Raw genomic sequence first — 13,020 nt, forward strand, 5'->3', positions numbered from 1 at the left:
AGATGATGTATACGCGAAAGCATATGAAGGCGGCTATGGTAAGACTGAGTGCTGGTATATTTTAGACGCTAAAGAAGATGCAGAAATTATATATGGTGTTAATGTAGATAATCAAGAAGATTTAGAGCGTATGATAGATAATAAAGAATTCGAAGGTTTATTCCATAAAGAAAAAGTAAAACCTGGTGATTTCTATTATGTACCAGCAGGTACTGTTCATGCGATTGGCGCAGGGATATTAATTTTAGAAACACAACAATCATCGGATACAACGTATCGTATTTATGACTATGACCGTAAAGATAAGCATGGTAATACACGTGAATTACATCTTGAACAAAGTAAGGCAGTCATCGATGTAAACCAAACAAATCCTAATACAAAACCAATTCACGAAACACGCGATGGGCAAGCATTTACACAATTTGTATCAAATGAATTCTTCACTGTAGAGAAATGGGATATTCAGGGTGAATTGATTTTCAAAAAGCCGTATGAGTATTGTTTGATCTCTGTGATTGAAGGAAGCGGAGAAGTAATTGTAGATGGCCAATCAAACACTATAGACAAAGGTACACATTTTGTCATAACTTCAGAAGATTTAGATATCACATTCAAAGGTGATATGAGTATTATAGTAAGTCATTCATAAATATTTGTATGAACTAATGAAGAGTTGAGACAGTTTTGGCTGTTTCAGCTCTTTTTTTACTTTGCGAGAAAAAATATTACATTTAAAAATTATAAAAGTAATTTATAGATAAATATGGCATGATATCCAAGGGTAAAGAACCTAGCATGAAATAGAGAGAAGCATGTGAAGCCGCCTCGAGCCTTAAATGGAGTTATCGGGGAGGTGATAGTATGGATATTACGCTAATAGAAATTCATTTGAATTTTGAAAATGTATGTTCCGTCGTTTTAGTGACTTTTTTGCTAAAAGGAGCTATCAATAAGATGGAAAAAATAACTTCTGTACTAACGGACAATTAAGTACAGAAGTTAACTAACCATTTAGGTTCGTTAGAGTTTCACAAGATCCATTGTGAGCCTTTATTAAAAGCTAAGTAAGTGACAGCTTACTTAGCTCTTTATATCGCATTTATATAATATAACAGTATCACAATACAAGTCGATAAAAATATAAAATAATTTTTACATATTAATATGGGCGTCAGTTTGAACATATGGTTAAAATAGCTTCGAAGTGGTAAAACTCAATGCGTTAAGTTTCTTTATTGAATCTTAAGTTGATAAAATTGGGATGTAACATTTTTGGAATACTGAATAATTTTTTGTTTGTGAAGGTAAGAGAGATGGAGGAATGGAAATGAGCAAAAAATTTATTAACGCATCAATCTATAAACATGATGATGCCTCTGAAATCTTAGTAGAGAACGGCAAGTTTGTGGCGTTCGGTAATGATTTAGGCGATGCTGATGAAGTCATCGATTTACAAGGGCGTTTAGTGCTACCACCTTATGTAGATTCACACTTGCATTTAGATTACTACTTTACAGGACAAGATCCTAAAATCAAAAACGAATCAGGTACGCTATTTGAAGCGATTGATTTATGGAATGATTATAAAAAAGGTACGACAAAAGAAGAAATGAAAGCACGTATGCGTAAAGCAGTCAATGATGTCGCAAGTTACGGAACACAATATATCCGTGCACAAACAGACTGTACAGACCCTAACTTAACAGGGATTAAAGCGGCAATTGAAGTCAGAGACGAATTGAAAGACAATATCACGATTCAAGTGGTCGCATTCCCACAAAATGGTATGTATTCATTCGAAGAAGACGGTAAAACAGGTCGCGACTTAGTAGAAGAAGCATTGAAACTAGGTGCTGACTGTGTCGGAGGTATTCCACATAACGAATGGAGTCCTGAAGACGGTGCAGAATCAGTGAAAGAAATCGTACGTCTTGCGATTAAATATGACAAATTGATTGATGTACACTGTGATGAAACAGATGATGCAGAAGCACGTTATCTTGAACAATTGAACGCAGAAGCAATGAAACAAGGCTATGGCCCTTATACGACAGCTTCTCACACTTGTTCATTCGGTTCAGCAGATGATGCGTATGCATTCCGTATGATGGGCTTATTCCGTCAATCTGGCTTGAACTTTGTTTCATGCCCAACAGAGAACTTATTCTTACAAGGACGTCAAGATACGTATCCTAAACGCCGTGGTTTAACACGCGTAAAAGAATTTGTAGATAACGACATTAACGTCGCATTTGGTCAAGACTCTATCGTAGACCTATGGTATCCAGCAGGTTCAGGTAACTTGATGAATATTTTAGATAACGGTCTGCATGCGACACAATTAATGCGTGAACAAGACTTCCCACGCAACTTTGATTTAATCACTTACAACGGTGCACAATTAATGCGCATTGAAGATGAATACGGTTTAGATGAAGGTAAACCTGCTAACTTTATCGTAGTAGATGCGCCAACAGTATTTGAAGCACAAAGACGTCGCTCAGACTGCCTAGCGTCTGTACGTCATGGTGAATACTTGTTCAAGAAAGCATTACCTAAATATGAAACAGAACTAGATGTTACACGTAAAACAAAATAGATTCGAAAAAATGAGCGGAACCTGTGAGATTCCGCTCATTTTTACATATAGAATGATTATTTATGTCGTTTCACAATAATATAGATGATTGCAGTCAGTAATATGACACCGCCAATCATGACAAGCGCACCTAAAATCAAAGTACCCCAGTGCGTTACTGGCTCAACTTCAACAGAAGGTGCATGATAACCTTTAAGGAATTTTCTAGGATAGTCTACTTTTAATTGTTCATCTTCAATAATTTTCAAGTCATATTTAGCTTTGTCTTTAGGCACCAGATCATATAAATCTTTTTTTACTTCATACGTCTTACCATCAATTTCATGTTCACCTTTAGAGATAACTTTACGGTATTCATAGTTTTTGAAAGCTTCTTCCGTTAAAGCATTCGCAAGCTTTTGGCGTGCATGTTTCGCAGCTTCATTAGGATAAGGTTGTACATTCATAACGACTGTGTTGATACGTAGTTCTTTTTGTTTGGCTGTTAATACTAAATTGTAGCCATTTTCACTCGTACCTGTTTTTAGACCGTCAGCATTTACAATTTTTAATGCATCTGGACCATGCGGTAACGATAAGTTTGTATTTTTTAGTGTTTTACCATACTGTTTGTCGGTTTCTAACTTTGAGTAATTGAGTACCTCAGGATACTGTTTCAAGATTGCTTGAGAAAGTATTGCCATGTCTTGTGCTGTACTTTGAGAAGTTGTTTCACTTTTATAAGCCTTTGGGATAAATTGATGAATCAATTGGTTATTCGCACCACTTGGATTAGTAAAATGTGTATGATGCATCCCTAATTGTTTCGCTTTGTGGTTCATGCGGTCTGTGAATTTAGAAATATCACCATCCACATGGTGTGCAAGTACTAATGTCGCAGCGTTACTAGACTCTAACATGGCTTGTTTCAACAATTGGTCTACAGTATAGGTTTGTTTAGTTTTTAAAGGAAATGTCGTCAAATTCGGGAGTTGAGACATTTGTTCATAAGTCGGTGTGATTTTAACTTTATCTGACAGGTGAGCGTCACCTTGTTTGATGTCTTCTAATATTAAGTATATGGTCATCAACTTTGTGGTAGAAGCAGGGTCGATGTTACGTGTGCCGTGATAATCATACAAAATTTGTCCCTGTTCGGTAGTCACATAGGCACTTTTAGGATCAAACTGTTTTTGAATCGTTTGATGGTTTTCTTTCGCAACGTCTATTGGCGTCTGTTCAGCGTGAGCGGTAGGTGCAATCAGTATATTCATTAAGAACATAACTGACACAATGATGCTTATAACTCTTTTCACAATGTATGGCCATCCTTTTATAAGATAATATACTCTTACGTTACTATAAGAGAATACTGTATTCAACAAGATTTAAATAAGATTTATTAATAAAGCATAAACTTAATAAAACTACACTTCTAACTCTTTTATAAACAAGTCAAGAAGTGTAGTTAATATGATGATTAACCTAAAGTATAGAACGGATTATCCGAAACATTCGGACCGCCTTTTAAAATCGCACGGTTTAATTCAATGACTTCACCATTATGGTTTAACGTAAATTCACCTTTAATAATAATTTGGTTATCTTTGCCGATTGAGATTTCTGTGTGTTCGTGATGTTCATTTGGTTTACCGTCTTTACGATGATATTCCAACGCACCGCTTGGACAACGTTCTACGACTTCTGCGATTTGATCAGCTGTCGCATTCGCAGGGTCAATCCAAGGGCGTTTCTTTGTATCAAAAACTTGTGGTAATCCTTTCACACATTCAGCTGCATGGATACAACGCGCAGGTTCAAAAGAGACATCAATTGTTTCACTAGTATAAGTCTTTCTCATTTTATCACTCCTCATATTATGCCAAATACTTAAGTTCAATATAGCACACAAATAAGTTGTTTAAAATTAATATAACTCGTTATACTATTAATAATAACAATCAGTATTGTAAGATAAGTTAATATTCTTGCTTTTAAGAGGTGCACAAGGTAATATCGAATTAATAAAAAGAGGGAAGTGATTTCAATGACAGAAGTAAAACACGGACACAATAAATTTTATGTAGGCCAAGATGAAAATAACTATCAAGCACAGATGACATATGTCCCAACAGGTCCAGACTTATTTATTATTGATCATACAGAAGTATCAGAAGCATTACGCGGCCAACGTGTAGGCTATGCGATGGTAGAAGCAGCAGTCAATTATGCGAGAGAAAATAATATGAAAATCGTTCCATTATGTCCATTTGCGAAAAGTGTCTTTGATAAAACACCAGAATATGCGGATGTATTAAAGAGCTAACACATTCTATACACACGACTTATGATAACAAGCAGACTTCTTCTTTAGAGAGGTCTGTTTTTTTGTCTTAATCATTGAATATAAAAAAATGAAAGCGTCGACATTTTGAGTAAACCAGTTTATGATATGGATGAGAATGATAAATGGGTTTACTAATTTATGTAAAGGACTGAACAACAATGAACAACAACTTAGTATTTAATACCTTAGTATTTCAAGCAAAAATTAACAGTGGTTTGAAGCAAGTTGAACTTTTTGATGATATTTTATCTTTAGGTTTCAACAAAATTGAACCTAGAAGAGAGTACTTCGTAGACATCGACAAAGAAATTCCTGAGATGCGCAAAGCAGCAGAAAGTAAAAACATTACGTTATTTTATAGCGTGCCCGACTATATATTTTTAGATGACGGTGAATTAAACCCTAAAATTTTCGAATATTTTGAAGAAGCTAAACGTCTTAATGTGGTTAATGTAAAGATGTCGATTGGAAATTATCGACATTTTAGTCAATTAAAACAACTGAATTTTATTAATGATCAACCATTTAACTTTACGGTTGAAAATGATCAAACACAACAGTCAGGAACGATTAATAAGATTAATCAATTCTTACAAGATGCTAAAAAAGCTAAATTAAATATAGGTTATACATTTGATTTGGGTAATTTCCGATATGTTCAAGAAAGTGAAGTTGATGCGGCTGACATACTAGGATCATATGTTACTTATATTCACTTGAAAAACCTAGCAGAACAAAATGGTAACTTTATCGTTACATCCTTAGATAAAGGTATTATTGATTGGAAATCAGTATTTGAAAAACTACCAACAGGGCTACCAATAGGTCTTGAATATCCTTCAAGCGATGTTAATGAAGTATTAAGAGACAAGCAGTCAATTGAAGTGTTAGAAAATGAAAGAAAGTAGCGATAGTTGCTGAAAAGTTTGCTTATGCAAGTATGAGTTCATCACAATCGCATTCTTTACATGCAAAACATCATTGATATTTCAAAAGACAAATAAAAGCTGAGACAAAGTATGCTTTAATACATGTCTCAGCTTTTCATTTATTTATTATAGCTTTTCAATATGTCCTTGAATGACGCTCGCATGTCCTGTGTGTGCAGTACCTTCTTTACGTTCAATATCTCGTTTTTCTAGACTATGGATTTTAACAGGAAGGTCTTCAAGATAACCTTTGATTTCATCTACTTCATAAAGCATGGCTTTGTTTGGTGGGCCACCTGTTTTATTTTCGAGTTGTTCTGTTGAATAAAGTTCAAAGTAACTATGACCTTCTGATTTTAAAGGTTTGATTAAGTTATTGAACATCCCGCGTTTACCTTCTGGAGGAACATGTCCGAAGATATTCACGCTATAATCATAGGCATTTTCTGCAGTTAAATCAGACGCAGTGATATCACCATAGTTCGCATCGACTGTAACACCTGCTTCTTCCGCAAGTTTTAATTCTTTCTCAATGCCGACTTTAGATAAATCATACGTTGTGACATCATAGCCTAATGTCGCAAGATAAACTGCGTTACGTCCTTCACCTTCAGCTAACATCAATACTTTCTTTGGTGTATCTACTTTTTCTAAAAAGACGCTTTTAACATATTGATTCGCTTCTTTACCATAAATATATGTGTCGTAATCAAATTTTTCATCCCAATGATTCATGGTGATGCCTCCTCTCTTTAACCTCAGTACTAGTCTAAAAAGATTAAAAGATTTAGGCAATCAAAACGAACTGAGTGTTCATTTATCTATCTCAGAAATAAAATTTATGAAAAGTTAAAGTTGTAGTCTGTGTTTTTTAATACCGAAATGGTTTAAAGTAACTTTTTTAGTTGTTTTTAATTATCTTTTTTCACATTAAAAAAGATAATACGAAAAATTTTGTTATATTTTTAATGTACCATGTTATAATTTATGAGGAATAGAGGTGAGGGATATGAGGAAGAACATCCTGTGGTTGTTTCCTGTAGTGATACTAGGATGGTTTTGGAAACGTCTCTTAAAACAACGCCATCAAGCATTTTCAGAAGTGGATATTGAAACACCTGAAGATGTAAAAGAGACGCAAGGGATGAATGATGAAGAAATTACGTTCGACATCTTATCACATCAAAAAAATGAATTAATCGTCGCAATTAAAAGCGACTTTATTACACATGCTGAACCTGCACAAACGATAAAATTCTATTACGGTCAAAAAGCCCTATGGCTGACACGTGCACCGGAATTAAGACGTACATACTATATGGATCACGGTATTTTCGAACTGATTGTTAATCAATCTATTACGATTAAACCAGTTAAAACAGGCTTCAAGTTTGTGAACGAAGCTTTACCTATCGCGTTAACAAGCGCAGGTCCTGACACAATTGAAGTTTCGAGTTCAACACCCATAGACAGTGTGTTTTTAATTAACGATCAAAATATGAAAGTACTAGATCTTAGAGATAACAAGATTAACTACACGTATATCCAAGATCGTTTGAAAAAAGAAAATTATAAAGTACATGTGATACAAGGGACGACGATGTATCCAGCTAAAATTGAATCTCCAGAAGTCGTGCATCATTACTTTATGGAATATGACTGGACGGATGAACAACTCTCGATTGATCGTATGTATTACGCAGTAGACCAAGTTTATATGACACAGTTAATGAACACAGAAGACATCAACCTGTCATTCTTCATCAAAGGCAGCTTTGATGAGACGGATAAAATCCGAGTAGGTTTAATTGATGTCGATTACGAAAACGCAGTTTACTTACCAACACAAGTGATGATGGGTAATAAAGTCACAGTTAAATTAGCTTTAGATCATTTAGAAACAACGATTAAGAAGAAATTATTTATTGAGATTAATGGTCATTGTTATTTACTACAAGGTAAAACAAGACCGTTTGATGCCTTACATCAAATCGATCATGAAATTTACCAGCTTCAAATCCGCAATCGATACGGTTTAACCATTACACACCGTAAACCTAAATTTAAATTAGGGATTAATCAAGTGGCAGAAGAGAGTTTGAATATGTACTTCCAGCCACATCCGCTATATCAACATTGCAGATATTATTTAACCTTTGAAGAACGTATCTCAGGCAATCAATATCATTTACCGATTGCGAGAGGCGTTTATGATATCTCAATTGATTATGACCAATTGAATACGCTATTGACTGAAAATAAATCGATTATCGATGTCTTCATCACAATTTATGATGAAGATACATTAATCAGAAAAGAAAAAATCAAATACCGTCAAGGGGTCTATAAGAAAGACGGCATCCATACGTTAAAAACAGTAGAAGAGAATGGTCTCACGACGTTCTTTATGTTGACATTGACGCCATTTAAAAACATTAAATTTGAAACGTTTACGATGACAGAACGTCAACTTCAAATTTTAAATAACCATAATCATAAAGATCCGAATATCTGGATGGTCGGAGAACGTACGGATACAGCACAAGAAAGCGGCATTCAGCTCTTTGAGTGGCTCTATGAACATGCGGAAGCGGATGTTTATTACGTCATTGATGGCGAATCTAAAGACTATGAAAAAATCAAAGATATGGAGAATGTCTTAGTCTTTGGTTCAGATGAACATTTACGTATCGCCCCACAAGCGAAAGTGGTCATGAGTACACATGATATTGAAAATATTATGCCATATAAAGCAGCACCACAATTCTTCGGTTATGATGAAACGATTAAAATCTTCTTACAACACGGAGTTCTCGGTAGAAAGAATGTCGAATATCATAAGAAGTTCTATGATGACCCATTCGATTTATTCAATGTCTCTAGCCATCATGAGAAATACGATATCGTAGTTGATGAAATGGGCTATGAACCTGAAGAAATCGCAGTGACTGGCTTAGCACGTTATGATAGATTGCCGCTAGAACCTAAACCACAAATGAAGAAAGTCTTAATTATGCCGACATGGCGTGATTGGTTGAACAGTAATGAAGCCTTTGAAAAAAGTGAATACTTAAGACGTTATATCAGTTTCTTGAACAATCCTGAATTAAAAACTTTAAGTGAACAATATGGTGTAGAAATCAACTTCTACCCGCACTATAGAGCACAACAATTCTTCCAAGATTACTTAAGTGAACGTGAATTGAAACATGTGAACTTTATAGAGCTTGGGACGAAAACTGTTCAAGACTTATTGATTGAACATGATTTACTGATTACAGACTTCAGTACAGTCAGCACGGACTTTAACTATATGGATAAACCTGTGATTTTCTATCACTTTGATGTGAACAAGTTCTTTAGAAAAGGCATTCTAAGACCGATTAATGAAACCTTTATCGGTGATATTACGTATTCAGAAAATGAATTAATCAGTAAAATTACCGACAAAGTAAAACACAATGAACCGCAACACTATGACCGCAGCTTGATTTTCGACCATATCGATCATCAGAACTGTGCACGTATCTATCACAGTATTTGCGAGGAACTTAAAAAACAAGACGCTCAAAATGCGAGTCATATAAAATCATAGTATTTTAAACAACAGCCTGTATTGTATGTCGCAATATAGGCTGTTTGTATTGAATTGAACTCTACAAACGAAATCAGAGATGATATGATGAAAGAGATAAAAAGGTGGCACATTTGCGTAAGCGAGTCTGTCAACGTAAGGGGATTAAGCACTCATGAAGAAAGTTTCAATTAAAGATGTCGCAAAAGAAGCAGGTGTATCCTTAACAACGGTTTCGCACATTTTAAATCATAAACAAGAACGCTTTTCGCAAGCGACAATTGATAAAGTGTTAACAGCTAAAGATAAATTAGGTTATATTCCAAATAAAAATGCTCAACAATTAAGAGGACATACGATTAAATTAATCGGGGTTTTAGTCCCCAGTTTAACGAACCCTTTCTTCTCAGCGATTATGCAGAGTATGGAACAACATAAGCCGGACTATGTGGATTTATTCTTCTTAAGTACTTCAGGTGACCATCTAGAACATAACATCAAGCATTTAGTTGAAAGAGGCATGGACGGTTTAGTCATTGCGCGATTAATCGATCAACCTGAAAGTATGAACAATTATTTAGAGAGACACAATGTTCCTTATGTCGTGTTAGACCAAAGTGAAGATAATGGATATACCGATATCATCCGAACAGATGAACAGACAGGCGGTGCTTTAGCGGCAGCACATCTTATTGATTTAAATCATCAACATATTGCCATTGTACAACCGTATGAAATGATGTCGAATATGCAGGCACGTGTGAAAGGTTTTGAAGATTATTGCGAATCCCATGATGTTCAAAAACCGTTGAAGATAGAAACAGAACTATCACCTTCAGGCGGTAAACAAATCGTTGATCAAATCATCGACAGTCAAGTGACTGCGGTTTTTGCGATTAACGATGAAATGGCCATCGGAATCATACGAGGTCTAAAAGAACGTGGTAAAGCTGTACCTGAAGAGATTTCAGTCGTAGGTTATGACAACATCAGTTTTTCACAATATATGACACCGGCATTAACGACAGTAGCCCAACCCATTGCGTTAATTGGGGAAACAGCACTGAGATTAATCGTGAAGAAAATTACGGAGACTGATCAAGGGGTTGAACGTATTGAATTGCCGAATGAACTCGTGGTCAGAGAAACAACACAACAATTAAATCAATAATCATCCATCAAAGACGGGGCGCTTATTCCTTGATAAGTGTACTCGTTTTTTATTGTGTCGAAAATCTTAAATCTATATGAAAACGTATACAAAATAAATGAAAAGTGCTAGTATGTGAGTAAAGTAAAACGTTTTACTAAATCCACTTAGAAAAAAATAGAGGTGTTATTCATGAATCTAGTCGCTTTACTTATTGGTTTAGGTCCATTGCTTGGTTGGGGTTTATTCCCGACGATTGCGTCAAAGTTCGGAGGTAAACCAGTCCATCAAATTATCGGAACGACGGTAGGGACATTAATCTTTGCGTTAGTCTTTGCGGGATTGACAGCCCAACACTTCCCGACAGGTATGAACTTAATGTTTGCGTTGCTTTCTGGGGCAGGTTGGTGTTTCGGCCAAATTTTAACATTCAAAGCCTTTGAACTTATCGGTTCTTCAAGAGCAATGCCAGTCACAACAGCTTTCCAATTGCTTGGTGCTTCATTATGGGGTGTCTTTGCGTTAGGTAACTGGCCAGGACTAAGCAATAAAATTATCGGTTTTGTGGCGTTAATTGTGATTTTAATCGGTGCACGTATGACAGTATGGAGTGAACATCCTGAGGAACAAAACAGCGGTAACTTAAAGAAAGCAGTAGTTATCTTGCTGATTGGTGAAATTGGATATTGGCTATATTCAGCTGCACCACAAGCGACAGATATCGGAGGAAAAGCAGCCTTCTTACCTCAAGCTATGGGTATGGTTCTCGTCGCAGTAATCTATGGTTTAACAATGATGAAGAAAGACAATCCATTTAAGAATAAGATTACATGGCTTCAAATCATTTCAGGTTTCTTCTTCGCATTTGCGGCGTTAACTTACTTAATTTCAGCACAACCAGATATGAACGGTCTTGCGACAGGCTTTATTTTATCTCAAACGTCAGTGGTTCTTGCGACGTTAACAGGTATTTATTTCTTAAATCAACGTAAGACGAAGAAAGAAATGTTGATTACGATGGTTGGTTTAGTGTTAATTTTAGCTGCCGCAACAGTCACAGTCTTTATTAAATAATTTTGGAGGGAATAGAAATGAAGAAAACCCCTGTATTAAATAGTCATGTTTCACAAGCCATTGCGACAATCGGCCACTTTGATTTATTAACCATTAATGATGCGGGTATGCCGATTCCAAATGATGCACGTAGAATTGATTTAGCGGTCACAAAAGAGTTGCCACGCTTTATTGATGTGCTAGAAACAGTCTTAACAGAAATGAAAATTCAAAAAATCTATTTAGCTGAAGAAATTAAAACACATAACCCAGCGCAGCTAAAACAAATTAAAGCACTGTTAGAGGATGATGTAGAGATTGAATTTATTCCACATACAGAAATGAAAGCCTACTTAAGTCATTCATTAAATAAAGGCAATATACGTACAGGTGAAATCACACCATTTTCAAATATTATTTTAGAATCTAATGTGACATTTTAAGCGAGGAGAGATACAGTATGACGAATAAAGTAGTAATTTTAGGTTCAACGAATGTGGATCAGTTCTTAACTGTTGAGCGTTATGCGAAACCTGGTGAAACCTTGCATGTCAAAGAAGGACAAAAGAAATATGGCGGGGGTAAAGGTGCGAATCAAGCGATTGCGACAGCACGTATGAACGCAGATACCACGTTTATTTCAAAAGTCGGTAAAGATGGTTTAGCTGACTTTATGTTTGAAGGTTTCAAAGAAGCAGGAATGAATACCGAGTATATTACAGAATCAGAAACAGCAGATACGGGACAAGCATTTATTACAGTAGATAAAGACGGCAGTAATACCATCTACGTCTATGGCGGTGCGAATATGGATATTACACCTGAAGATGTGGCACAAGCTGAAGCAGTGATTAAAGAAGCGGATTATGTAGTGGCACAATTAGAAGTCCCTATACCGGCGATTATCCGTGCGTTTGAAATTGCGCGTAAGCATGGTATTACAACGATTTTAAATCCAGCACCAGCGAGTGAATTGCCTGAAGAATTATTAGGACTGATAGATGTGATTATTCCGAATGAGTTTGAAGCAGAAATCTTATCTGGTATTCCAGTGACGGATGAAAAATCAATGGCTCAAAACGCAGACTATTTCTTAAGTTTAGGAATTAAAGTCGTATTAATTACTATCGGTGCACAAGGTACGTATTACGCAGTCAAAGGCAACTCTGGCTTAGTCAAAGCATATAAAGTTGATGTTGTGGATACAACAGCAGCCGGAGATACTTTTATCGGCGCATTTGTCAGTGCGTTTGACGTGAAACAAATGAATTTAGAAACTGCGATTGATTTTGCGAATAAAGCAGCATCTTATACAGTTCAAAAAGCAGGGGCGCAAATCTCTATCCCATTCGCAAAAGACATTGAATATTAAACGAATTTCAAAAA

General features: G+C 35.7%; 12 protein-coding genes. 9 read left to right on the forward strand and 3 right to left on the reverse strand.

Annotated features, from left to right (window positions below):
• Both manA and HMPREF3031_RS03820 read left to right on the forward strand, forming a co-directional pair.
• Positions 1–652: mannose-6-phosphate isomerase, class I (gene manA, locus HMPREF3031_RS03815; protein WP_070724633.1), on the forward strand; the 652-nt coding region annotated here is incomplete at its 5' end.
• 678 nt (positions 653–1,330) lie between these two features.
• Positions 1,331–2,602, forward strand: coding sequence for an amidohydrolase family protein (locus tag HMPREF3031_RS03820; RefSeq protein ID WP_002480242.1), 1,272 nt, complete (start codon positions 1,331–1,333; stop codon positions 2,600–2,602).
• A gap of 56 nt (positions 2,603–2,658) precedes the next feature.
• On the opposite strand, the gene pbp4 is transcribed toward HMPREF3031_RS03820, so the two are convergent.
• Both pbp4 and HMPREF3031_RS03830 read right to left on the reverse strand, forming a co-directional pair.
• On the reverse strand, positions 2,659–3,897 hold the full coding sequence (gene pbp4, locus HMPREF3031_RS03825) for a penicillin-binding protein PBP4 (protein WP_070724625.1): 1,239 nt from the start codon (positions 3,895–3,897) through the stop codon (positions 2,659–2,661).
• 164 nt (positions 3,898–4,061) lie between these two features.
• Complete coding sequence (locus HMPREF3031_RS03830) at positions 4,062–4,442, reverse strand: (4Fe-4S)-binding protein (protein WP_002480240.1); 381 nt, start codon at positions 4,440–4,442, stop codon at positions 4,062–4,064.
• Positions 4,443–4,628: 186 nt separating this feature from the next.
• On the opposite strand from HMPREF3031_RS03830, the gene HMPREF3031_RS03835 reads away from it, so the two are divergent.
• Positions 4,629–4,907 (forward strand): GNAT family N-acetyltransferase, encoded by a 279-nt coding sequence (locus HMPREF3031_RS03835; RefSeq protein WP_002480239.1) that lies wholly within the window; start codon positions 4,629–4,631, stop codon positions 4,905–4,907.
• A 179-nt stretch (positions 4,908–5,086) separates the two neighbouring features.
• Positions 5,087–5,836, forward strand: a complete 750-nt coding sequence (locus tag HMPREF3031_RS03840; protein ID WP_002480238.1) for a sugar phosphate isomerase/epimerase family protein — start codon at positions 5,087–5,089, stop codon at positions 5,834–5,836.
• 147 nt (positions 5,837–5,983) lie between these two features.
• Here the strand turns inward: HMPREF3031_RS03840 and HMPREF3031_RS03845 are convergent, their stop codons facing one another.
• Complete coding sequence (locus HMPREF3031_RS03845; RefSeq protein WP_002480237.1) at positions 5,984–6,592, reverse strand: class I SAM-dependent methyltransferase; 609 nt, start codon at positions 6,590–6,592, stop codon at positions 5,984–5,986.
• 274 nt (positions 6,593–6,866) lie between these two features.
• Here HMPREF3031_RS03845 and HMPREF3031_RS03850 point away from each other — a divergent pair, with 274 nt between their 5' ends.
• The 5 genes from HMPREF3031_RS03850 to rbsK all read left to right on the forward strand — a co-directional run bounded on the left by HMPREF3031_RS03850 (position 6,867) and on the right by rbsK (position 13,006).
• On the forward strand, positions 6,867–9,452 hold the full coding sequence (locus tag HMPREF3031_RS03850) for a CDP-glycerol glycerophosphotransferase family protein (RefSeq protein ID WP_257243473.1): 2,586 nt from the start codon (positions 6,867–6,869) through the stop codon (positions 9,450–9,452).
• A 154-nt stretch (positions 9,453–9,606) separates the two neighbouring features.
• Positions 9,607–10,602: a ribose utilization transcriptional repressor RbsR gene (gene rbsR, locus HMPREF3031_RS03855; RefSeq protein ID WP_002480234.1), complete on the forward strand. Its 996-nt coding sequence runs from the start codon at positions 9,607–9,609 to the stop codon at positions 10,600–10,602.
• Positions 10,603–10,773: 171 nt separating this feature from the next.
• Positions 10,774–11,655, forward strand: coding sequence for a ribose/proton symporter RbsU (gene rbsU, locus HMPREF3031_RS03860; protein ID WP_002480233.1), 882 nt, complete (start codon positions 10,774–10,776; stop codon positions 11,653–11,655).
• A gap of 17 nt (positions 11,656–11,672) precedes the next feature.
• Positions 11,673–12,077 carry a D-ribose pyranase gene (rbsD, locus tag HMPREF3031_RS03865; protein ID WP_002480232.1) on the forward strand — a complete coding sequence of 135 codons (405 nt, stop codon included), beginning with the start codon at positions 11,673–11,675 and terminating at the stop codon, positions 12,075–12,077.
• 17 nt (positions 12,078–12,094) lie between these two features.
• On the forward strand, positions 12,095–13,006 hold the full coding sequence (gene rbsK, locus HMPREF3031_RS03870) for a ribokinase (RefSeq protein WP_002480231.1): 912 nt from the start codon (positions 12,095–12,097) through the stop codon (positions 13,004–13,006).
• The last annotated feature ends 14 nt before the right edge of the window (positions 13,007–13,020 follow it).

The sequence above is a fragment of the Staphylococcus sp. HMSC072B07 genome (assembly GCF_001815505.1).
In the GTDB taxonomy this organism is placed as follows: Bacteria; Bacillota; Bacilli; order Staphylococcales; family Staphylococcaceae; genus Staphylococcus; species Staphylococcus simulans.